This window comes from Olivibacter sp. CPCC 100613 (genome assembly GCF_036959255.1).
Taxonomy (GTDB): domain Bacteria; phylum Bacteroidota; class Bacteroidia; order Sphingobacteriales; family Sphingobacteriaceae; genus Olivibacter.
This window is the reverse complement of sequence record NZ_JAWMTI010000001.1, coordinates 238,124-261,122: the sequence shown is the minus strand read 5'-3', so window position 1 is coordinate 261,122 and position 22,999 is coordinate 238,124. Positions and strand designations below refer to the sequence as shown.

General features: G+C 42.4%; 24 protein-coding genes. 10 read left to right on the top strand and 14 right to left on the bottom strand.

What is annotated here, in order from left to right; all coding sequences use genetic code 11:
* The first annotated feature begins 57 nt into the window (after positions 1-57).
* Positions 58-924: a helix-turn-helix domain-containing protein gene (locus RYH73_RS01015; RefSeq protein ID WP_335311388.1), complete on the top strand. Its 867-nt coding sequence runs from the start codon at positions 58-60 to the stop codon at positions 922-924.
* 109 nt (positions 925-1,033) lie between these two features.
* Positions 1,034-2,551, top strand: coding sequence for an acyl-CoA dehydrogenase family protein (locus RYH73_RS01010; RefSeq protein ID WP_335311387.1), 1,518 nt, complete (start codon positions 1,034-1,036; stop codon positions 2,549-2,551).
* Here the strand turns inward: RYH73_RS01010 and msrB are convergent.
* The 8 genes from msrB to RYH73_RS00970 form a co-directional block, all read right to left on the bottom strand.
* The gene (gene msrB / locus RYH73_RS01005; protein ID WP_335311386.1) at positions 2,548-3,060 is read right to left on the bottom strand and encodes a peptide-methionine (R)-S-oxide reductase MsrB; all 513 of its coding nucleotides are present in this window, start codon (positions 3,058-3,060) and stop codon (positions 2,548-2,550) included. The genes RYH73_RS01010 and msrB overlap by 4 nt on opposite strands.
* 11 nt (positions 3,061-3,071) lie before the next feature.
* Entirely contained in the window at positions 3,072-3,770 is a 699-nt protein-coding gene (msrA, locus tag RYH73_RS01000; RefSeq protein ID WP_335311385.1) for a peptide-methionine (S)-S-oxide reductase MsrA, read from the bottom strand.
* Positions 3,757-4,317 carry a carboxymuconolactone decarboxylase family protein gene (locus RYH73_RS00995; protein ID WP_335311384.1) on the bottom strand — a complete coding sequence of 187 codons (561 nt, stop codon included), beginning with the start codon at positions 4,315-4,317 and terminating at the stop codon, positions 3,757-3,759. The genes msrA and RYH73_RS00995 overlap by 14 nt, the downstream gene beginning before the upstream one ends.
* Positions 4,318-4,329: 12 nt before the next feature.
* A complete protein-coding gene (locus tag RYH73_RS00990) occupies positions 4,330-5,181 on the bottom strand; it encodes an AraC family transcriptional regulator (RefSeq protein ID WP_130855062.1) in 852 nt (283 codons plus the stop codon).
* 55 nt (positions 5,182-5,236) lie between these two features.
* Positions 5,237-5,698, bottom strand: a complete 462-nt coding sequence (locus RYH73_RS00985) for a thioredoxin family protein (RefSeq protein WP_013664125.1) — start codon at positions 5,696-5,698, stop codon at positions 5,237-5,239.
* Position 5,699: 1 nt separating this feature from the next.
* A complete protein-coding gene (locus tag RYH73_RS00980) occupies positions 5,700-6,407 on the bottom strand; it encodes a peroxiredoxin-like family protein (protein ID WP_335311382.1) in 708 nt (235 codons plus the stop codon).
* 28 nt (positions 6,408-6,435) lie between these two features.
* The gene (locus tag RYH73_RS00975; protein WP_335311381.1) at positions 6,436-6,975 is read right to left on the bottom strand and encodes a carboxymuconolactone decarboxylase family protein; all 540 of its coding nucleotides are present in this window, start codon (positions 6,973-6,975) and stop codon (positions 6,436-6,438) included.
* A 66-nt stretch (positions 6,976-7,041) separates the two neighbouring features.
* Positions 7,042-8,346: a spondin domain-containing protein gene (locus RYH73_RS00970; protein ID WP_013664122.1), complete on the bottom strand. Its 1,305-nt coding sequence runs from the start codon at positions 8,344-8,346 to the stop codon at positions 7,042-7,044.
* A gap of 189 nt (positions 8,347-8,535) precedes the next feature.
* Between RYH73_RS00970 and RYH73_RS00965 the strand changes: the two genes are divergently transcribed.
* From RYH73_RS00965 to RYH73_RS00950, 4 genes are all read left to right on the top strand, one after another.
* Positions 8,536-9,180 (top strand): hypothetical protein, encoded by a 645-nt coding sequence (locus RYH73_RS00965; RefSeq protein ID WP_335311380.1) that lies wholly within the window; start codon positions 8,536-8,538, stop codon positions 9,178-9,180.
* Positions 9,181-9,519: 339 nt separating this feature from the next.
* Positions 9,520-10,764, top strand: a complete 1,245-nt coding sequence (locus RYH73_RS00960; RefSeq protein WP_013664120.1) for a quaternary amine ABC transporter ATP-binding protein — start codon at positions 9,520-9,522, stop codon at positions 10,762-10,764.
* A 3-nt stretch (positions 10,765-10,767) separates the two neighbouring features.
* The gene (locus tag RYH73_RS00955; protein WP_013664119.1) at positions 10,768-11,604 is read left to right on the top strand and encodes an ABC transporter permease; all 837 of its coding nucleotides are present in this window, start codon (positions 10,768-10,770) and stop codon (positions 11,602-11,604) included.
* A 6-nt stretch (positions 11,605-11,610) separates the two neighbouring features.
* The gene (locus RYH73_RS00950; RefSeq protein ID WP_335311378.1) at positions 11,611-12,459 is read left to right on the top strand and encodes a glycine betaine ABC transporter substrate-binding protein; all 849 of its coding nucleotides are present in this window, start codon (positions 11,611-11,613) and stop codon (positions 12,457-12,459) included.
* 130 nt (positions 12,460-12,589) lie between these two features.
* Here the strand turns inward: RYH73_RS00950 and RYH73_RS00945 are convergent, their stop codons facing one another.
* The 4 genes from RYH73_RS00945 to RYH73_RS00930 all read right to left on the bottom strand — a co-directional run bounded on the left by RYH73_RS00945 (position 12,590) and on the right by RYH73_RS00930 (position 17,527).
* Positions 12,590-13,540 carry a hypothetical protein gene (locus tag RYH73_RS00945; protein ID WP_335311376.1) on the bottom strand — a complete coding sequence of 317 codons (951 nt, stop codon included), beginning with the start codon at positions 13,538-13,540 and terminating at the stop codon, positions 12,590-12,592.
* 405 nt (positions 13,541-13,945) lie between these two features.
* Positions 13,946-16,132, bottom strand: coding sequence for a peptidase domain-containing ABC transporter (locus RYH73_RS00940; RefSeq protein WP_335311375.1), 2,187 nt, complete (start codon positions 16,130-16,132; stop codon positions 13,946-13,948).
* A 10-nt stretch (positions 16,133-16,142) separates the two neighbouring features.
* Positions 16,143-17,324, bottom strand: a complete 1,182-nt coding sequence (locus RYH73_RS00935; RefSeq protein WP_335311373.1) for an HlyD family secretion protein — start codon at positions 17,322-17,324, stop codon at positions 16,143-16,145.
* A 47-nt stretch (positions 17,325-17,371) separates the two neighbouring features.
* Positions 17,372-17,527 carry a class IIb bacteriocin, lactobin A/cerein 7B family gene (locus tag RYH73_RS00930; RefSeq protein WP_335311372.1) on the bottom strand — a complete coding sequence of 52 codons (156 nt, stop codon included), beginning with the start codon at positions 17,525-17,527 and terminating at the stop codon, positions 17,372-17,374.
* A gap of 268 nt (positions 17,528-17,795) precedes the next feature.
* On the opposite strand from RYH73_RS00930, the gene RYH73_RS00925 reads away from it, so the two are divergent.
* From RYH73_RS00925 to RYH73_RS00915, 3 genes are all read left to right on the top strand, one after another.
* On the top strand, positions 17,796-17,972 hold the full coding sequence (locus RYH73_RS00925; RefSeq protein WP_335311371.1) for a class IIb bacteriocin, lactobin A/cerein 7B family: 177 nt from the start codon (positions 17,796-17,798) through the stop codon (positions 17,970-17,972).
* Between the two features lie 27 nt (positions 17,973-17,999).
* Positions 18,000-18,164: a hypothetical protein gene (locus RYH73_RS00920; protein ID WP_335311370.1), complete on the top strand. Its 165-nt coding sequence runs from the start codon at positions 18,000-18,002 to the stop codon at positions 18,162-18,164.
* Between the two features lie 328 nt (positions 18,165-18,492).
* Positions 18,493-19,455 carry a TonB family protein gene (locus RYH73_RS00915; RefSeq protein WP_335311369.1) on the top strand — a complete coding sequence of 321 codons (963 nt, stop codon included), beginning with the start codon at positions 18,493-18,495 and terminating at the stop codon, positions 19,453-19,455.
* On the opposite strand, the gene RYH73_RS00910 is transcribed toward RYH73_RS00915, so the two are convergent.
* Positions 19,430-20,485, bottom strand: coding sequence for a hypothetical protein (locus RYH73_RS00910; protein ID WP_335311368.1), 1,056 nt, complete (start codon positions 20,483-20,485; stop codon positions 19,430-19,432). The two genes, RYH73_RS00915 and RYH73_RS00910, sit on opposite strands and share 26 nt — an antisense overlap.
* 167 nt (positions 20,486-20,652) lie before the next feature.
* Between RYH73_RS00910 and RYH73_RS00905 the strand changes: the two genes are divergently transcribed.
* The gene (locus RYH73_RS00905; RefSeq protein WP_335311367.1) at positions 20,653-21,171 is read left to right on the top strand and encodes a GNAT family N-acetyltransferase; all 519 of its coding nucleotides are present in this window, start codon (positions 20,653-20,655) and stop codon (positions 21,169-21,171) included.
* 39 nt (positions 21,172-21,210) lie between these two features.
* Here RYH73_RS00905 and RYH73_RS00900 read toward each other — a convergent pair whose 3' ends face one another.
* On the bottom strand, positions 21,211-22,992 hold the full coding sequence (locus tag RYH73_RS00900; RefSeq protein WP_335311366.1) for a metallophosphoesterase: 1,782 nt from the start codon (positions 22,990-22,992) through the stop codon (positions 21,211-21,213).
* Positions 22,993-22,999 lie beyond the last annotated feature (7 nt).

Sequence of the window (22,999 nt, the reverse complement as noted above, 5' to 3'; positions counted from 1 at the left end):
AAATCAACCACTTTGGGATTGCACAAGAGGGGTGGTTTCGCTAAGTTTGTATCAGCTATGGAAAAACCGGTTAATGCAGATGAGTTTGTAGCACGTTTTATGGTGGGTAATATGGACCACCTACGTTATCAGCATGCGGCGGTAAAGGTGTTTCGGCTCAGTGAAATTGCGCCTTATATCAAGATCCCGGTACCACCCATACTCTTTGGCTATAATTTGTTGGTGCACATTACGGAAGGATCTTTTGCACACCAGGTCGGTTCGAAGGTGTATACGGTGAAAGCACCGGCAATTCTTATTAGCACCTATGGTAATATCGCGGCCATCAAATCTGTTGATATTTCGGCAAAAGGGCATTGTGTTTTGATCAACGATAGTGCCATGACTTCCATTTTTCGGGAGCAGGAGATTTTAAACATCTTTACCATTTCACCATTGCTGAATTTAACGGTTGAAACGAGCCTCGGACTTCATCAGCTTTTTAAATTGCTTTATGAAGAATCGCATACGCCTGACCCCTACAAGGAGCTGGCCGAAAGTCTGCTGAAGTCTCTGCTGTTGAAGATTATCAAACTCTCGGCATCAAATCATAGCCTTAGCAGAACACAGGAGATTGCCACCTTATTCAAGCAATTGGTGCATAAACATTGCCGGAAACAGAAGCATATTGGCTTTTATACCGACAAGCTGGCGATCTCGGCCAACTATTTAAATCGATGTGTGTCGGCTGTTTACAATAAATCATCGAAACAACTGATACTGGAGGTGCTGGTGATGCATGCACAGTTGATGTTATTTGAATCCAGTAAAAGTGTATCCGATATTTGTTATGAGCTGGATTTTCCGGATCCATCGTACTTTTCGCGTGTATTCAAAAAACTAGTAGGCATGTCTCCTACCGATTATCGCCACTCTATAAAATAATAATACAGGGCATATGCACGATTTGTCCTAGTCTTCGCACAGAATCAAACAGGTTTTTGTATTTGTGATCAGTAGCTTTGTGTTAGTTGATTGTAAATAGTATACCACCATGATAAATATAGCAGCGCCTACCCATGAAGTCCAACGTTTTGATGTCTTTATAAAGGCATTCAGGAAACACCTCGCGAACTTGTTTAATGCAAGATATGATTACAATGCCCTCAGTTTGAAGCGGGGGCTGCCACCTAGTTTTTTGAGTGAAATTATGGATATGCAGCCGCTTGCCGTGGCAATTCCTGAAAACTTTGGTGGACGCGGAATGCACGTAAGGGAATGCTTACAAGTACTATCGGCAGCATCTTATGAGTCCTTATCGCTTTCGCTCATTTTTGGGATTAATATTGCCCTGTTTTTGGAACCTTTTGCCAAGTATGGGCATGTGGGAATGAAGGAGCAGGTGTTTAACAAGTTTTTGGAGCATAAGGCGATGGGGGGCTTGATGATTACGGAACCGAATTATGGTAGTGATGCACTGAATATGCAGACTTGCTACACGGAACTGGAGGCCGGCTACCGGATTAAGGGTGAAAAGCATTGGCAAGGCTTAACCGGAGAAGCCGATTTCTGGTTGGTGGCGGCTCGTAGAAAAAATGAGCAGGGTGAGTTGGTACGCGATATTGATTTCTTTTTAACGGATAACGCCTGCGCAGAACAGCAAATTGAGGTAAAACAGCGTTTTAACAGTTTGGGACTTTATGCGATACCCTATGGCTTGAATCATATTGATGTAGAAGTGCCAATGACGCATCGCTTGAATCCGGAGAGTACAGGCTTGAAGTTGATGTTGGATACCTTGCATCGTAGCAGGTTACAGTTTCCTGGGATGGGGATGGGCTTTATTAAACGATTGTTGGATGAGTCTTTGCGTCACTGCAAAGAAAGGCAAGTGGCAGGTCTCCGTTTGTACGAAATGGATGCGGTGCAATTTCAGCTATCGCGCATACAGGCGGCTTATACCTTATGCTCGGCTATGTGCTCTTATGGGGCAGCGGTTAGCTCGATTGAACAGGATGTTTCCGGGAACGGAATTGATGCAAACAGTGTAAAGGCCTTGGTAACAGATTTAATGCATGAGTCGGCACAAATGGCGCTACAACTGTCGGGCGCTAACGGGTATCGTTTAGATCACTTAGCGGGCCGGGCCGTGGTGGATAGCAGGCCCTTCCAAATCTTTGAGGGTTCTAATGAAATGCTTTATACACAGGTCGCCGAATCGGTGGCGAAACTTATGCGGAAGCATAAAGAGCAAAATCTACTGCGCTTTTTGAAAACTTATACGCTGACGGCACAGGCGGTGCCTTATTTTGCCAAAAGCCTGGATTTTACTTTTCCGGAACAGCCGAAGAAACGAGATTTGTTAACCTTGGGTAGAATAATTGCACGGGTGATATGCTTTCAGATGGCGGTTGTGTTACAGGACGCCGGTTTTAATCGCGAGTTGGTGGCTATTACGCAAAAACATGTGGAGATGGATTTGGAAATGTTTGTCGGCCAACTCCATGCGAATAATGATGCCGTAGCGCTGATGGACTATGAAGAGCAGGCATCGTGGGCAGATTTTGTTTAAAGCCGGCCTGGTTCGAAATCAAGGCAGACGGAATTCATGCAATATCGTTTGTGCGTAGGTGCAGGGCCGTCATCAAAGATATGACCTAAATGCGAATCGCAACGGGAACATTTTACTTCAATACGCTGCATACCGTAAGAATTGTCTTTTTTATAGTATACGCTTCCGGCCCGTGATGGTTCAAAGAAACTTGGCCACCCGCAACTACTGGCAAATTTGGCATCGGAACGGAATAATTTATTGCCGCAAACAGCGCAATAATAAGTTCCTTTTATTTCACTATCCCAATATTTACCGGTAAAGGCTCGTTCGGTCCCTTGTTTACGCGCCACTTCGTAAAGATCAGCGGAAAGGATTTTTTTCCATTCTTTATCGGATACACTTAAATGTGTGGTGTCTCTACGGGAATAATAAGGGTTTGACTTTTTCATGTCCTGTGCTTTACTTTGGCAGCTCGCTAGCGTAAAGAGACCAATACATAGTAGCGTTGAGAAAATGCATGTTTTCATCGTTCAATCATTTAAATTTTGCCTTGCGCTTTCAGCTTGTTTTTGAAAACTTTTCTGAATTTATCCAGTTTGGGTTTGATAACCATCTGACAATAAGGCGCAGCTGAATTATTGATATAATAGTCTTGGTGGTAATCTTCAGCTTGGTAAAAGCGAGTGTAGGAGGCTAGCTGGGTTACGATAGGTTTTTTATAGGCATGCTCTTCATCGAGCCGTTTGATGTAATAGGTAGCCAATTCCTGCTGTTTTTTGTTGTGGTAGAAAATGGCTGATCGATATTGTGTACCGATATCGTTGCCCTGTTTATTTAATTGAGTTGGATCGTGAGCTACAAAAAAGGCTTCCAATAACTCGTCGTATGTTATTTTTGACGGATCATACACAATATTGCACGCTTCTGCATGTCCGGTATTTCCGGCACACACTTCTTCATAGCTTGGGTTTTCAACATGTCCTCCGGTATAACCCGAAGTTACGCTTAATACGCCGTTCAGCTGTTTGAACTGTTCTTCCACGCACCAAAAACACCCTGCGGCAAAGGTTGCCGTATCAGTTTTTATAGCGCTGCTCGGTATCATTTTCTCTTCGTTAACCGAAATGGACGTTTTTTCTGTAGGTTGTTCTTGCGCATTGCAGGCCCCTAAAGGCATGAGTAAACACAACAGGGTGAAAACATCCCGCATTCCGTATCTTCTTTTAATCATTTCCATCTTCGTCATTTTTTTTAAGCACAGGTGCCTCTGGAAAATCAAGCGGCACTTGCATCGTTTTTGCCAAGAAGTTGCTCATATAGCTTTCTCCCATGGTTTCCAGAACATCTAGTAGATGCTCTTTCGTATAGCCCGCATCAAAGAAGGCATCTAATTCATCGGTGATGTTTTTACCTTTGCGTACTGCCATACTTTTTACTAAACGGGCGAGCGTAGCAAGTTTGGTGTCGAAATTTGCGTTTCCGTCACGTAATTGCATGATTTCCTCCTCACTGAATCCATTCAGTTTGGCAATCATGGTATGAGCGCTGAGGCAATAAAGCGAATTGTTCAGCTGGGCCATCACGAGGCTAACGGCTTCACGTTCTTTTAAAGAAAGACTGTTTTTCCGACCATGAAAGCGGTAGAAGGTTCCAAATGCATGATTGGAATGCATCATGGATAGATAGAGGTTTGGCACGTGCCCGAGTTTTTCATCAAAATATTGAACATAATTTCTATTTTCCTCACTGATCGCCTGTATGAGGGGCATCTCGATAGTTATCATAGCTTGGCTCTTTTAATCACGCTCTTCGGTTGTTCTGAATTCGGAAATATTATGCCCGGTATGCTGTTTAAAATATTTGCTAAAATGGGCAGGGCTTTCGAAACCGAGTTCATAGGCAATTTCTTTAGCCGATCGGTCGGTATAATGGAGGTAGCGTTTGGCTTCCAGGATGATTCTGTTACGAATAAGAACAGAAGGGGCCGACTGTTTTAGCAAGGCAAATACATTACTTAGGGTTTTGGGTGATTTATTCAGCAGGGCAGCATAAAATTTTACCTCGTGCTCGGTTTTGAAATTCGCCTCCAAGAGAAGGGAAAATTTCCGCACAATATCCATCTTTTCGTCCGGATTCAGCTGATAGCTTTCATGCTGCTGCTTGGCAATACGGGTCACCTTAATGATGACGCGTTTGAGCAGCGTCCGTAGCATTTCCCCCTGAAAATTATCCCTGACCTTTAATTCACGGGAAAAAACATCCGCTAGATGCTCCATTTCGCTCACTTCTTCCGGTTCCAATCGAATAAACATGGGATGCTGAATGCCGTAGAAGAGAAAACCGACGCAGCCTACTTCCGCGTCATGATCTACAATGCAATAAAACTCGCGATTGAATTGCCAAGCAACGAGGTTTTCCGGATGCTCAAACCGAAAATGTTGATTGGCTACCAAGGGTAGGATACAGGTTTGGGGCATAATGTATTCAATTTCATCGATGATCACGCGCTGGGATTCTCCGCGATTATAAACGAATGTATTGATAGGGACGGGATTTCCTTCCCGTATACCCTTCCCTGCGAGCAGTCGGTTGTTGCTATGCATGACAAACCGACCCAATGTTCTGTTTTCGATGTATTCACTGATCATTGTCTACCGCTCAATTTTTATCAAATCTATGGATTATCATGCCAAAATTTCTTTCCTAGCTTTTTGTTTTTGCTTGTTTCCCGAAGTCGATGAGTTTATCGCCCGTAACAAAGCCTACTTGCCGCATAAGCAACTTCCCTTCGGGACTGAAGAAGAGCAAGGTAGGATAAGCGCTTACCTGCCACTTTTCGGCTAATTTTGGCCCCTCTCCTTTTTCCATGTCAATACGGTAGTTAATGTAATTGGTATTGTAATAACTGGCCGCATGGGTCTCTTTGAAGGTTCTTGATTTCAACAGTTTACAAGGTGCACACCAAGAGGTATAAGCGTCAACGAAGATATATTGACCACTCTTTTTGGCTCTTGTCATTACATCTTTCCATTTACCTTCTGTAAACCGGATTTCGCTTTCCGTTGTCATCGCTTTTTCTTTCATTTGAGCAGCCAGCTTGATCGGTAACAGCCAGCAAAAAGGAATGATCAGGAAACTACTTAAACAGATTTTTATGTACTTCATGTTATAGTTCTTTATAGAGGGTTTGTGTTACAGCTTTCAATAGCTCTGTACTGAGCCTTTGCTTGAAATCGGGATTAATGTACTCATAGTGTATTTTCCCACTTTTATCGAGGATAAAGACGGAAGGTACGGGTAATAGGAGATCTTGATTCATACCACCGGTGGTTTTGGGCAACATTTCCCAATACGCTTTCGGGGCCTTAAAAGCTAATCCGAATTGCTTGGATGCATTTAAATCGGCATCGGAAAGTAGGGTATAACCCAGATGCTTTTCTGTTGCAGAGGTCTGTAATCCATCAGGACTGTCCGTGCTAATCGCGATTAACTGATAACCCATTTTTTCCAACTCGGGCATTAATTCTTGCAAAGCGGCGAGTTGTTTGCTGCAGTACGGACACCAACCACCTCGATAGAAAACAAGTATGGTGGGCTTAGTCGCTACCGCCTGATGGAGTTCGAAGTCTTTACCGGAAACATCTTTCAGTGTGATCATCGGGATTGTTTCGCCGGTCAGTAACGGACTGATATCTTCGGGTGACTCAGGAGCCTTATACATCAAATCCATTCCCTCTTTTTTCATCATTTTCTCATCGTTCTGCATCGAATTTTGACCGAAGGTATTTGTTGCTATGATTGCACTCATAATCGACAAAAGAGTCACTTTATAGATCAAATGGAAAGACTTTCCTGTTGTATTCTTCTTTTTCATTTGTAAGTTAAATAGCGTTCTACTTTATTTATACGAGTTCTTTGGCCAAGGGAAAGTCGACAGGTACCTCGGTTACGGCATGTAGTAAATTGCTGATTGTTCTATCACCAATTAACATAATTAAATCAACGAGGTTTTCTTTGGTATAACCTGCTTCAAAAAAGGCAATCAATAGCTTACGGTCAATCTGCCCCTTTTTTTCAGTGATCTCTTTGGCTAGCTTTACCAAGGTGTCTAATTTCGGATCGGAAGGAATGGTTCCGCCCCTAATGGCCAGGGCCGCATTTTCTCCAATACCCGTCGACCGTGCAATGAGGGTGTGGGCGCTGAGGCAGTAAATGCAATTATTCACCTGACTTACTACCAGATTGACAGCTTCTACTTCTCGATGGCTAAGAGAGGTGGAACTATCTTCTAAGGTGAGATAAGCTTCTAATGCATGTTCAGAATAGGCCATTACATTGTAGAGATTGGGGATTTTACCGAAGGATTTTTCCATCTTCTCGAAGAGCTTTTTATTTTTTTCGGAAACTTCTTCTTTTGTTAAAATATGGAATGCATTTTTCATTTTTATTATTTTTAATGATGGGCGAGATGCATTGCTACAAGCTCGCCCATCGCACTAAGCATTGATTTATTGGAGCGTGACTTTGATAATGTGATTGATTTCGGGTAATGTGGTAAATGCATTGGGATTAGGCACTTCTTGAATAGGCTCACTTTCTTCCAGCGGGGTACCTGCCAAATTAAACTGGGTGATACCGGCTCCGGGGAATTGATTGACGGCCGTTCCGTTATCGAATAAGCCTATTGAGCTAGAAATATCTCCTTTTTGAGTGGCATCTACACCATTATCTTTACTGGCGAAGAACCAATCGTTCGATAGTCCATACATCGTGGCAATTGCCAGCCGATCCCCTTCGGCGATACTCAATTGCTGCGAGACACTGCTTCCTGCCTGTTCTCCTACTTTTGGTAACAACACCGTTGAATTGGCAGCGGGTAAAACGTAAACGGCTTTTACACCCTCAACTGTTTTGAGATGATCGGCCAATATGCTGGCGTCTCCTTGTTGGGCAAGCTCTTTTAGACCTTGTCCGCGATCGTTCTCGCCGACTTTATAGATGGGATTGTCTATATCCTTGTATACAACGACCAATATCGGTGATAAAGGGGTAAAAATGCCGGTTTGGCTTTGGATATATTCTCCGAGCACGCTGTTGTCGCCCATTTCTGCAATGTTTGTTAAACCATTTGCGCTTGGCTTACCGGATTCATACAAGGGTGTTGGACTTAAAAGATCGCCTCCGGCAATGTAGGAAATTGCCCATACACCCGGACTGAAAGGGGTTGGGTTGTTGGTGTTTCCGGAGGTATTGTTGATGGTGAGCGTAAAGGTTGAATTACCTTCATAATGTAGACTGACATTCATCAGAGCTGAGGCGGCAGCATACGTGTTTCCCTGTGCATCGGTACCGGCAACTTCGGTGATATTTTGAGTAGCTGTTTCTGCGGTACCTGGATGACTTACGGAAGCACCGGGTACTTGATTGATACGGGTACCGTTATCCCATAGTTTGATCTGGTCGGATACATCGCCTTCAATAGGGGTGCCGTCTTCTTTGTAAAGGGTAAGGCCCGGATTTTCGGGTGCAAAGAATAAATCATTGGACCAGCCATACATGGTGGCAAAGGTGAGCGCTTGCCCTTTTGCTGCTGAGAATTGGAAGGATAGGGATTCTCCTGGCATAATCACCGGCGCAGAACCTTCATTTTGAAATGTTCCGGATTCAACCAAGGGGCGAGAATCTAATACGTTTTCCACCGTAATGGTAGAGGGTACTCCCATTTGTGACCCCTTGTCGTCATCTTTGTCGCAAGCCGTAAACAAGATCGGCAAGGCTGCCAGTGATAACCATACTAATTTTTTGTGTTCCATAATCAATGTCTTTAATGTTAACAAAACAAAGGTAGATTGGAGCAATGCCCTGAGTGATACCTGTATTTCCCGTAGATATGTCTGTATTTCCCGAATGTTGTGGTCCGTCAAAGGAAATTGTTAGGTATAAGGCTGATATACTCCGATAGTTTTAGTATATTCGCTGCTTATCAACCAATAAGTATCTAGATGTTGACATATTTACGATTCTTTTCTTTCGCGATAATTGGCGTGTTTTTAGTTGCCTGTAATAAGGACAAGATAGCATTCCAAGACGAAGAATTGGAAGTGATTACGCCTCATTATGAACTGCTCAGCTTCCACTATTTTCTAGAGGGAGATGATGGTGTCGATACCACAACGATTAAATTACCCGGTGCTGAATTGACGAATCCGGGCAGTAGCCTGAGCCAGCAAGATGTCAAGGTCAATTATGATGAACTGGTCAAGAAGTCGAATTTTTTACTTGATTCAATAACGCCGCTGCCGGCAGGTTTAATGCTGGATACGTTTCGGGTAAAGGTACCTTCAATATGGTATGCAGATAACCGTTACAGCTTTTATGCAAATAGCTTTCGATTAACTGCAGACCAGGAAGAACCCTATAAGCAATCGATCGAGGATGTCTTACACCTGCGGATTCCGCCCCGATCACGCTTAGTGGTCAGCGCTGAGATTGACGCTTATAACCTGACTTGTTCTTTCCGGGCTGTTTTTAGAGACCGCAACTCAGGCATACAGGATACGGTAAACGGTAAGTGGAAGGGTACGTTACGTTATGATAATTCGAGCATAAAATTAAAAGAATATCCACTTGCTGAAAAGGATACTTAACAAGCTTAATTAACCATTCAACCTGTCTTAAAGCCTCAAAAAGGGGCATAAAATATATTTTTCGTACCTTTGCACCCATGGCAATAGAAAAATTATATAAAAGCAGGTATATTTTATGTTATCCCGCTCAGGAAAAAAATATTGCCAAAATTTTTAAAGTCCCCCCTTGTTGGTTTTAAAAGAATAAGGATTTTAGGACTTTTATTATTTTATTGCGTTAACCATTTCGCCCTTGCATAAGGTCTGTACTTGAGGCCTTCGGTATTTGTAATTTTTACCTAAAATCCAATAATCGTTCAATGTACTAAACAATTCGGTGTTCACTAATATTTCATTCATATGGAAGAAACCAGACCCATCAAGATAAAAGTCGAAGACTTGATATTGATTTTTGGAAAAAATAAAGAAAAGGCTCTCCGGCTGTTAAAGGAGGGCAAATCAAAAAAGGAAATCCTGGAAACAACGCAGTGTACGGTTGGGGTTAACCGCGCAAACTTTGAAATCTACGAAGGTGAGTTTTTCGTGATTATGGGACTGTCGGGCAGCGGGAAATCTACTTTATTACGTTGTTTGAACCGCTTGATTGAGCCCACCGCAGGGAGCATTTATATTAATGGTGATGATGTAACCGGTAAAAACAATAAGGAACTGTTGGACATACGCCGTACGGAGATGAGTATGGTGTTTCAGAAATTCGGGCTGTTACCGCATCGGACGGTGATCGAAAATGTAGCCTTTGGCTTGGAGCTTCGGGGAGAGGGAAAGGAATCGCGCGAGCAAAAAGCACAAGAGGCTCTTGATACGGTTGGCTTGCATGGTTTTGAGCATCAATATCCCCCTCAACTTTCGGGTGGGATGCAGCAGCGTGTCGGTCTGGCACGAGCTTTAACCAATAACCCCGAAATCTTGCTGATGGATGAGGCTTTCTCGGCACTTGATCCTTTAATTAAAACGGAAATGCAAGATGAATTGCTGGACTTGCAGGATAAGGTGAAAAAAACCATTGTATTTATTACGCATGATTTGGACGAGGCGATTAAGCTGGGCGATCGGATTGTGATTATGAAAGATGGGGTGATTGAACAGATTGGTACGGCGGAGGAGATACTGACCAATCCTGCAACGGAATATGTGGAGGCTTTTGTTAAGAAAGTTGATCGGAAAGCCATTATTACCGCGGGCGCCTTGATGCATGAAAAGCCAACCGTGGTGCGCTTTGGAAAGGATGGGCCGGAAGGTACTTTACGTAAGATGCGAGCAACGGGATTGGATGTATTGCCTGTTGTAAATGATCACAACGAATTTCTGGGTTTTGTATGGGTGAAGGACGCGGTAGCAGCGGCAAAAAGACAAGAGAAAACCGTGGAAAGTATTATTCTTAAGGATGTGCCTTCGGTCACCACTGCTTTAACCGTAGAAGAGATGTTGCCTTTAATTACTTCAACACGATCGCCAATTGCCGTGATTGATGGTGATTCTAAACGATTGCTGGGGATAGTAACACAGAACTCACTGGTTATCGAGGCCACGCGATTTGATGAGCAGGATATTACGGAATTGAAAAAACAAGCGAATAACAATTAGCACATGGAAAAAATTATCGATATAGGGCAATATGTAGCGGAGGCCGTAAACTGGTTGACGGAAAACTTGAGGCCATTCTTTGATTTTATTAAAAATACGGGCAATGCGGGTATTGAGGGGGTTGAATGGATATTTGTGAGCATTCCTTTTTACGTCACGATTGCTTTGTTTACGTTTATAGCTTGGAGACGGGCGGGCAAAGGGATTGCGCTGTTTACTTTATTGGGTTTGGGGTTGATTTATCTGATGGGTTTTTGGGAAGAAACGATGCAAACTTTGGCTTTGATTTTATCTTCCACACTAATTGCTTTAGTGATTGCCGTGCCCTTGGGAATATGGTCGGCCAAGAACCAAACGGCCCATAAAATTATCCGGCCATTGCTCGATCTGATGCAGACGATGCCTGCTTTTGTATACCTCATTCCTGCGGTTCTTTTTTTCAGTATCGGGAAGTTGCCCGGAGCTTTTGCGACGATTATTTTCGCCATGCCACCTGCAGTGCGTTTAACGACACTTGGGATTGAGCAGGTACAGGGTGATGTGCTTGAAGCAGCCCGTTCATTGGGAGCAACGCAACGGCAAATATTGCTTAAGGTGGAATTACCTTTGGCCCTGAAAACGATTCTGACGGGCATTAATCAAACCATTTTGCTTTCCTTATCAATGGTGGTGATTGCCGGTATGATTGCGGCAGGTGGTTTGGGTGAAAAGGTGTTGGAAGGTATTAATAATCTGGACATTGGTTTGGGTTTTGAAAGTGGCTTAGCGGTGGTGATCTTAGCGATTATTCTGGACCGTATTACGCAATCGTTCGGGAATAGAAGCACAAGCAAAAGATAGGCAAAGATGATAAGATTTAAACAGATAGTGATGGGTGCGTGTTGCTGCATTTTTTTGAGCTGTGGCAAGCATGTAAACAAACGGATTAGCTTAGGGGTAGTATCCGGATGGGCGGAGGGGGAAGCCATGACTTTAGTGGCACAGGAAGCATTGAACAGGGCCGGATATCATGTTGTATTACAGAAGGCGGCACCGAACTTGTTGTTTGCTTCGATGGATAATGGGGATACGGATGCTTACATGGATGTTTGGTTGCCAAAGACACATGGAGATAAAGTAGCCCGCTTTAGCAAAATACACAGTACAGGGATTATTTATGAGGGGGCGCTTTTGGGTTTGGTGGTTCCGGATTATGTAACGATCAATTCAATTGATGAACTGAATAAGCACAAAAATCAATTTGGTGGCCGGATGATCGGTATTGAGCGGGGTTCGGGTATTGCAGCGGCTACGGATCGGGTACTAAAGGAGTATAACTTGGATTATGTGCAGTTGAATTCCTCAACGGTGGCGATGATTTCGGAATTGCAAAAGGCCGTTCGGGAAAAGCGATGGATTATCGTGACTGGTTGGAAGCCGCACTGGATGTTTGCTCGCTTCGACCTGAAATTTCTAAAGGATCCGAAGCAAGTATATGGTGAGGCTGAACGGATTGAAGCCTATGTTCGTGAAGGTTTGGATAAGGAGTTTCCGGAAGTGTACGGCTTTTTCCAACAAATTTCCTTTGATGATGAAACGATGTCAGACTTGCTCGCTAAAATGGAAGAAAGTAAAAATCAAAAAGAAACAGCGAAACAATGGGTTGATGAACATCAGGATCTTGTTAACACCTGGTTTCGGAAGCAGAAGAAGTGAAATAAATCGAAGGATCTTATAGATAACCTTCTTTCTCAACCCATACTTTTATTCGCGGTAAATGGATAGACTTCCTAACCACTAAATTAGCGGAAAGCTAATGTTAACGTTATCCCTGATTTTAGCGGGATTACAACGAACTCCTAATGCAAATAATTGTCGTTATATCACCGACGGTTTTTCCGCTGTTGGTTTTTGCAATGCCACGTAGTTTGAAATAATCGTTGGTTCGGGCTTCCTGCTGGACTTCCAACTGGATAACCTCGCCTGTTGATGCGAGATTGTCAGCTAGTAAAGTGCATTCGTTTACAAGGAGTTTGGCTTGCTTGTTCTGAAGGGCGTGATGAACAAAGGCTATACAAAGATCGTGAAGTACTCCCATCAGTACAGCTACAGGCAAGGCCGGATGATTGGGGAAATGGCCACTGCAATAGTGTTCCTGCACTTCACCTAAGGAAGCGGTTGCTCCTGTATCATATAATTTTAAATCATGCAATGTGTTTTTGCGTGTATAAGGGTTGGCCAGGGTAGGTAAGCAATCGCGATAGGTATGCGCAAAGAGCCTATTGAACATCGCTTGGGGGATAACATGAAAGCTGACATCGATACCACAGATCAGCTTGTTCTCCTCGTCGATGAGGCAAGCTTTGGCTTTAGCAAGTCGTTTATCAAATGAAATACACTCAGCCAAAACGGTGAGGGGCTTGCCAATCGCAAATTTTTCGTTTGAAACTCGTTTGTAGGTTCCCTTATGGGCTAAGTAGTAGTGCTTTGACTGGTTAGGGTTGATGGTAGCGCAAGCAACTGAACCGAGAATGGCAAGGTGCCGACAGGCTTCGGCCATTGTAATGGGTGATTGCTCGAATCCAAGAGGTGATTCGGCGATTACTTTTGCGGCGACGATATTGTCTTTTAATACATGGACGTCTTGAAGCGCATAATAAGGTGTATGCACGTCAATAAGTTGAAATAACTCTTCCCGCGATCGAGGCCCGCGATTGTTTTGGCTAAGGGAAGGGTCCAGGATTTTGGAATGGATAAGGGCTAATGATTCGGGGGTAATCGTTGCGAGAGCTTCCATATAATGTGTTTTAGTAATGAGCAATTAATAGATTCAGTGTTATGGTAATAAAGAAAGTAACTATTTATGCTTTTACGAAAAAGATTACACGGAATGCTGGTTTGCTTACACTAAAGCGTTGAATGAGAAAATCGAGGTTAAAAAGGTGTAAAATTTGAATAAATAAATAGTGACTGCTCATCACACCGTTCACGAAATGCTTGAGAAGAATCCATGGTTCCGAATAATTCTCGTGAAGTGCCAAATTGATAAGAGCTAAGCCTTATTTAAATTTCTTAATAAGTTTTTTTGTTGGTATAGCTTTTGTCTATACCGCTTTTTCCTTAACGAGGTATGAACTGTGAACGCTGCATGGGTTCACCATAATATGTGGGATATACGCCAAGCATCCAAGGGATGGAAAGTTTAATTGACAGCTATTGTTTTTTGTTCGCTCATCTCGATCGGGGGTAATTGCGGTTGCCATAGTTCGTAATAGTGACTCTTTTTTTTCATGAGCTGAAAATGTGAGCCTTCTTCTACTACCTGTCCGTCCTTCATTAAAATAATCTTATGGGCATGTACAATCGTACTCAAACGATGCGCAATGATAATGACCGTTTTACCGAGCGATTGGAAGGCGTGAAGCGCCTTTTGAATGTGATTTTCGGAACTTGTATCCAGCGAGGAGGTCGCCTCATCTAGAATAAGAATTTCGGGACGTCGGTATAATGCGCGCGCTATAGCGATGCGCTGTCGTTGGCCACCGGATAAAGCCGTACCGTTTTCTCCAATATAGGTGTTGAAACCATTGGGTAATTTTTCAATAAAAGGAAGCATACCCAGTGATGAACAGATTTCCATGATGTAGTTAATATCGGGCGTTAAGTCGCCAATGGCAATATTGTCGATGAGATTACCTGCAAATAGATCGATTTGTTGTGGTACAACCGATACGACTTGGCGGAGGCTTTCCAGCTTTACATATTTGATATCGAGGCCACCTATGAGGATACTACCGTTTTGGATAGTATAGATTCGCTGCAAAAGGGAAAGAAGTGTGGTTTTTCCGGAACCACTTTCGCCTACGATCGCCGTAACTTTACCTTTTTCGATATGCAGATCTAACTTTTCGAACACTTGCGTACGTGATCCGTATCGGAATGATACGTCTTTGAAGTGAATATCCCCTATTGATTCCTTACTTAACCAGACCTTTTGATCGTTGTCTTCGTGATGAAGATCCATGACCTCGAATAGCCTATCGGCAGCAATTAAAGCATCTTGCATGGTGCGATTCATATCGATGAGAGATTTCACAGGTCCGGTAAAATAGCCGATCAATGCGTAAAAGGAAAGTAATTCACCGGGGGTAATGGCGCCGTTCAATACAAAACTTGCACCGGCCCATAATAGGACGATGGTAAATAAACTGGAGATAAATTGATTGGTGTTACCAATCCAGAGCATGTTAACGGATGATTGATATACACTTTGCAGTAAATGGATGAAACGACTCTCTGTCTTAAGATTAGCAAACCGTTCTAATCCAAAACGTTTAATGGTTCCTATGGAATTGACCGATTCAACCAGTTGCGTTTCTAGATCAGCCGATCGTTCCATCATGGTACGTTGGGTTTTTTGATTCAGTTTATTAGAAATGAAATAGATGAGGCAATAAATGGGTATAACGAGTGCCATGATGATCGCCAGTTTCCAATAATAGGTAAACATTAAACCAAAAGAGAATAGGATAATAAAAATATTAACCGCAATGTTGACAAGTACATCGTTGATAAATGTGCGTATTTTAACGGCATCATTGATGCGCGAAATGATTTCTCCTACACGCATATTGTCAAAAAACTGTTGCGGTAGCTGTAACAAATGTTTGTAATAACCCAGGATGAGTCGAGCATCAATTTGCTGTCCACTTTGCAAGGTGAATATCGTTTTCGAATGATTGATGAAAAATTGAAGCAAAAGAATCATCATCATCATAAGCCCCAATAAATTCAGCAGGTTTTGATTGCCGTCCGGTAAGACCTGATCGATCAGTTTTTGGACAAAAATAGCGGTGGATAGCCCCAGGATCGTATAAATAACCGAACCGAATAATACTTGGGTAAAAACGGATCGGTGCGGTTTCAGTAAGAAGGCAAAGCGACGAAAGACGGAAACGCGTTCATTTCCTGTTCGGAAGTTTTCATTCGGCGCGAGGAGGATAAGTACACCGGTCCATTGGTCCTTAAAAGTCTCCAAGGGAACTTTGTGCATCTTTCCGTCTGCAGGATCCATGAGTTGCACATATTGTTTGCTGAGTTTATAGACTACAACATAATGGTGCAAACCATTTTTGAAAACAATGTGAGCGATTGCAGGTAAGGGTATTTTTGTTAAGCTGTCAAAGGTGCCTTTAACACCCTTTGCACTGAAGCCGAGCTGCTGTGCAGCTGAAATCATGCCTAAAACATTGGTTCCTTTTTGATCGGTATTCGCTAACGCGCGTATTTTTGCAATGGGCATCTTCAGGTTGTAGAAGCCGCTGATGGATACGAGGCAAGCTGCACCGCAATCCGTGATGTCATGTTGCTTTATTTTTATCTTTCCCATCTTTTATTTTTTAAGCAGCATTTTTCGGTTTGTTTTGACGTGGATCTAACCAATCATCCATTTTATCGTAAAGCAATTGAAAGAGCGATCGTTTTGCTACCATAAACCGAGCCTGGAAGCTGAGTCCTTTTTTTAACATGCCTTCATAACCATTGTTTAAACGTAAGGAGCTTTCTTTTAGGGAACATTTCGCCTGAAAGTAAGGTGATTTATTTTCGTCTAGGTATACATCACGTGAGATATCGAATACGGTACCGTGCGCGATGCCCCATTCATTATAATTAAAAGCATCAATTTGAAAACGTACGGGCTGATTGAGAGCGATTAAACCGATATCTTTTGGCAGAATGTGAACAGTGGCTATGAGGCCCGAATCGGGTGATATTTCGGCTACCGTTTCTCCTGCTGAAACAAAATTACCGGGTAAAAGGCCACTGAATTGTTGAATCGACCCTTTAATAGGGGCACGAACCGTGTAAAAATCTCGCTCTTGTTTATATTTATCGCGTTGTGCGTGTATTTCGCTCAGTTCTGTCTTTAAATTAACCAAATCATTCTGCCACTGTGAAATTTGCTGTTCTTGTACTAGTTTTCTTTTGGAAGTGGCACGATCTTTTTCATATACGAATTTCTCAAATTCTGCATCGGAGAGTACGCGTTTTTCGTGTAATAGCTTGTTGCGATTAAACGACAATAAAGCATTCGCTAAGGCTAAATCGGCTTCTTTCAGCTGTTGGATATATAGATTTTGTTGTTGGCTGTAAATAGAGGTTCGTAACGATAATTGGGTATTAAGGTTGTTTTTTTGCGTTACGAGTGCTGATAAATCAGTAATTCGTTGTTCAAGATCGGAGCTTTTCCGGGTTAGATAACCTGATTGTTCATCAATAACATCTGTTTGAATGGTGAATAGGATATCTCCTGCCGCTATGGATTGGTTTAGCTTGAAATAAATTTTGTCGATTCTTCCGGCCACAGGTGCCTTAACCATATTGCGTTCCGTGGAAGGGGTAAGGATGCCCGTACCTTCTACACTTACATGAACTCGAATAAAAAAGAGTGAAATAAAACCAATGCTTATTGCCAATAGGGTGATAAGATAGATGATTTTACTGTTATTGTAGTGGCGATTGAAATGGCCTTCGGTAGTGAAATTGGCAATTTCTGCAGGAAAAATAACCTTATTGTCCATATGCGAAAAATGAGGTGCCCAATCTCATCGGGCACCAGGTGTGAAATCTAGGCGAACATTTTTGGAAAACTTCCTTTGATTCCGCCAACAATAATGTCAATAATAGGCACCAAAATGGACCCGCCTGCTACCTGAACAAGCTCTTCTGCTGTCAGCTCTTTGATTTCAGCTGCTTCAACTACATTTTTTAATGTCTTTTCCATGTTTACAATTTGTTGTTAAATGCTTACTCTTTTCAAGATTTTCAGCTACCTCTGAAGGTAGAGGAGAATTTAGTATCCTCTTTATCCAAAATTACCGAGCTAAGTCAGGTGACGCAATCCCTGAAAACTGGTATTATCATAAATACCAGTTTTCAGGGATAGTATCGTGCCTATGCATTATATAATTTTACCATCGGTCATGATCAAAAAAGGAGATGCCGAAAACCTTAATTAATAGAGTAGGCCTAATTAATTTTTGTAAACACGTATGAATACCGAAATTTTAAATGCAGATTTCGTGCCTATGACACAGGCCGAACTTGAATCGACTAATGGCGGTTTAGGATTTTTAGCAACGGTTGCAGCCGGTGTGCTTATTGCAGGTGCTACAGCAGTAATTAGTGATTGGAAAGGCTTTAAAGCCGGTGTTGCAGAAGCATTTTAATTATTTGTTTAAATTAATTTAATAGATATGAAAAGTGAACAAATCATCGAACTATCAATGGATGAGCTTCAACTGATTGAAGGTGGGCACATTGATGAAAATACTTCTTTCGGCCATGATATTGGTTATGCAGTGGGCTTATACCTTCGGTATTGCACCATTCCGGGACAAATATATGGATTGCTGAAGTAAGCTTTTTTTAAGGGTTGCCCGTATTTACGGGCAACCTCATTTAAATAATGAGATCAATGAAAGTAAAGAAAAGTGACTATATGCTATTGGTTTTGCTTGGAACGATTGTGCTGTTCTACGTGCTGTTTACAGAAAAATGGATTCCAATTAAGCAATTGGTTTTGTCATTTTTATAGGATTAGTACGGCCTTGATGAAATTATATCGCCAAGTGATTTTATTAAATTTCACTTATTTTATAGTGTTTAACATAGAGCTATTATATTAGTGGCGATATTTAATCGTCTCTAAATTTTATGAATATTTTTCTCCTGCGTTTCAATACTCTTATGATGTTTTTGCTTGGTACGATGCTTTCGTTGCCTGGTTTTGGACAAGATCAAATAGTTACTTACCTCAATAAGCACCGGCATATTGTTGCAGAAAAGGACAGCGCGCAATATATACGGACCCTAACACCGAGCAAAGAACCGAATGCACCCTATAAGTTGTTGGAGCAATATATAACCGGAGAGGTGTATCGTACCGGGCGTGCGCTTTTCTTTCATGATCGGATTACCTTGGTCGATTTGGTTACAACCTTTCAAAAAGATGGCAAAAGAATAAGTGAAGAACATTATAAAGAGGGAGCACCGGTAGGTGTTTGCCGTTACTATTATAAAAACGGCAAACTGAAATCGGAAATAATTGCGCCTGGAAGAACAGGCGAGGGAAGGGAAGATTTAAAGATGGACGTACCACCGGCCAAGTTGGTAGCGTTTTATGACTCGCTCGGAATGCAATTGGTAAAGGATGGGGATGGATATGTAAGGGATGTTGATGATGATAAAGATGTGGAGGAGGGAAGCTATAAAAATGGGTATAAGGATGGGGAATGGAAGGGCACTTTTTTAAAGCAAAAGTATCGTTATACGGAACGTTATAAGGAGGGAGATTTGTTGGAGGGACTTAGTGTGGATTCGGCAGGAACAGAAGTGCCCTATAATAAAGTACAGGAACAACCGGTGTATCCGGATGGGATGCCGGCTTTATATCGTTTCATTGGTATGAACTACAGGTACCCACGACAAGCTTATCAACAACGGGTCAACGGGGCTGTTGTACTAAGCTTTGTAGTCGATAAAGAGGGGAAACTGGTTGATATAAAAGTTGTGCAAGATTTAGGGCTTGGAACAGGGGAAGAAGGTATTCGCGTGCTACGTGCTGCTCCAAGATGGAAGCCCGGGAAATTGCGCGGGATTCCGGTTAGGGTGTCATTTACGATTCCTATTCACTTGAATCTGCAAGGTTAATCACATCTGCTACGAATATTTTCTTTTTTTGAAGGGCTTCTTTCAGTGCGTTCAACTGACGCCGATACCGGGTAGCGTCTTGTTGCTGTCGGTCGGCTAATTTAATAGCCTGTTCTTCTTTGGATATAGCCTCCTGAAGTAGTTGAAGTGAAGCTAAAATCGTTGCATAGGTGTGGTAATATTCTGATACGTCGTTTCGCCATTTAATAGCGGCCTGAATCCATTGTAAACTGTTATAAATATAGGGGGCTTTAGCACCTAACTTGATAAAACTGGCTGCTGCGCGGTGCAGGCTTTTGGCAAAGAGTGTATCATACTGTCGTTTTCTCGCTTCCGGAATATGTTCCCATCTTGCTTGGGTTGCGCTGTCTAAGGGTTGGCGGTACGGTTTATTGTTGTGTGCTGCTAGGTTCATTTTGAACATCGAATCGGGTGTTGAATACAAATAGACGCGATCATAATAATTGACCGCCCGACGGAAATACTGTGTAGTATCAGCAACCTGTTCTAGGTATTCAACCATGACGCGATCTTGTTCAATGTCGGCAAGAAATGGATTGCTTTTCAACCAGGCGTTATACATGAAACTCGATAGATTATAGGCTAGGTTGATATCTTTTTCCTGAATGGCTTTTTGGGTAGTGTTTTTAATGATTTTTCCATTTATTTTTTTGCGTTCATCTAGTGGAAGCTTATGATAGATGCTATCTACAATGGTTTGATTCATGTAAATTAACCTATAGGTTTTGCTTTGGAGTATAGGGCCTTGCTGTAGAAGAAAACTAACTGTTTCGAAATTGTCCAGATCACGTACTTGTAAAGTTCCCACATACTCATCCAGCAGTTGCTGACCTACGGATTGATCGAGTGAATCGAGTTTGCGTATATATTGCTTTAAAAAGGATGTGGATCGATTCCCTAGCGCGTATTTTTGATGATAAGCTGCTAAGCCATTATCCGTGGTATCGGGCTGTGCTAGGACACATTGGACAAGAAGTAATAGCAAAAAAGAGAATAACACTTGAGCCATAATTAGATAATACGATTTATGATGGTTAAAAATAATAACTTAATGTGTAATTCTTTATTTCAATTATAATTTTGACGCTAAAAAAAGCCCTGTCCGAATGAAGTTTCATGACAATTAAATCACGAAGACGATTTTACAAAACTGTATTTTTACGCTTTCATAGAACTATGACAAACGAATTTACTTTACGAGCGGCAACAATAGAAGATAAAGACAGGATTTGGGAAATCTTGCAACAAGCGATTGAATTAAGGAAACAGCAGGGAAGCGAGCAATGGCAAGACGGCTATCCCAATCCCGAGGTGGTAAAACAGGATATTGACAAGGAATATGCTTATGTGCTTGTATCGCAAAGCGATATTTTAGCCTATATGGCGGTTATTTTTGATGGCGAACCAGCTTATGACAAACTGGAAGGGACTTGGCTGAGTGACGGGGAGTATGTTGTAGTACATCGGGTGGCTGTAGCGCAGGATATTAAAACGAAAGGAACAGCGACACTGTTGATGAAAGAACTCGAAAGATTGGCCATGACGCAGGGAGTATATAGTGTTAAAGTGGATACCAATTTTGATAATCAAGCAATGCTGCGCATTTTGGAAAAATTGAACTATCAATATTGCGGGAAGGTCTATTTCCGTGGGGGTGCCCGAATGGCTTTTGAGAAGTTGTTAGATAAAAGCTAATGCTGAGGAAACGATATTCCGTTTCCTCAGCATATGATTCTATTTTTTTATCAGATCCAAATAATATCGTTTAATAGCGTAAGGTATATTGACGACTTCTTCGATGTCTGCATCAAACGGAATATTTTGTCCGTTAGCAAAACGAACGACTTTTGCTGCCGGATCGTAAACGGCTGGCTGGACCTGGCCACTTCCGTCGTAATCACCGGGAATTGGTAAATCGCCTTTCTTTCCTAGTTTGACGGAGTTTTCAACACCATAAATCAACCACTCACCGGTGCCGGGGCGCCAGACCGCAATATCTACTTTTCCATCACCATTATAATCAGCTGGTACGGGTACATCCCCGGTTTCACCGAAAGGTACATTTCCTACGCTAGCAATATACCAGGTTTGATTGCTCATGCGCCAGATAGCCATTTCGGCATGGCCATCACCATCGTAGTCGGCCGGTACAGGAACGGATGCTTTCCATCCGTGTTTCAAGGGTTCCTGTCCGGCGACAAGCCATTCGGCCGTTTCTGGACGCCAAACGGCTAGATCGGTAATGCCATCACCGTCATAATCGGCAGGTACGGGAATGTCTCCCTTTTTACCTAATGGAGCCGCTCGCCAGTCGGCGATATAGAATGCAGCATTTGCAACGTTATAAACCGCTGGTTCACGCTTACCATATGTCATATAAGATCCTGGTACAGGAATATCTCCTTTGCGACCCAGTGAAGCTTGAATCCCTTCTGTATTGAACCAATTTCCATCTTTGAAACGATACAGGTCCGTTTTGCCGTCTAGGTCAAAGTCATAGATTCGCCCGGCCGAAGCCTCGCGGAAAAGTGGTAGGGTAAAGAAACTATCCTCATCTTTTTCCTCCAGCCCGTGGAAGGGGGATAGTGTACGTACTTGCAGTTGATCTTTTTCTAAGTCAAAGGTGAGTAGACGCATCATTCCATTACCACCCATTGGTCGGCTCTGATAATCGGATAGCATGGTTTTGATGGTATTGCCTGCGTAGGTGTCTTGTCGATACCCCTCCCCATTGTCTCCCACATGACCACAAAGCATTAGAAATACATTGGGTTGCGTTTTAATACGATCATACAAACGCTGACCTTGTTTACCAAAGGTAGCTTGCCCAGCAACATTGCTTCCTGCTACCGGGTTGTAACCGAGAATGTAATGGCTCACAATAATGGCCTTGCGGTTTTTATATTGTTTCAATAAATCGATCGCCCAATCGTTCATGGCCTCTTGTTGCTCATCGAAAGCATCAAATTCGAGGTAAATAACAATAAGATCTAAACCACCTGTGGAAATAAGATCATAATGACTGTCGTTGTCTTTACCGAAATGGCCGCCATAGTAATTGCGTCCTTTAAAGTGGTCGATACCGAAATACTGATTGTAGTAGTTGGTAGTACCACTGACGGCAAATTGACTGGGATATTGATCGTGATTTCCCACGGCTAAACCATAGGGCAAACCATGTGGTAATCCCGGAAGGGGCTTCTCCAAAGGATACAGAGCCTTTGTGGCATTGGCCCACTGCTCGGGTTTACTGTCGCCTTTATCGGTAATATCGCCTAAATGTGCTACGTATACAATGTTTTCTTGTTCACGATTGGCCAATATCCATTCAATTTGTGTTTCGAAGAGCCTATTGGTGCCACCTTGACTTTCTTCGGTGTTGTACTGCGTATCCGGAATAACGGCAATAGAGAACGTTTTTTTGGGTTTGTCAGTTGCAGTAACTTTTTGTGCCAGTACACTGCATGGAAATAGCAACGTAATGAAATAGCTGATTTTTAGAAATTTATGATACATTATTTTA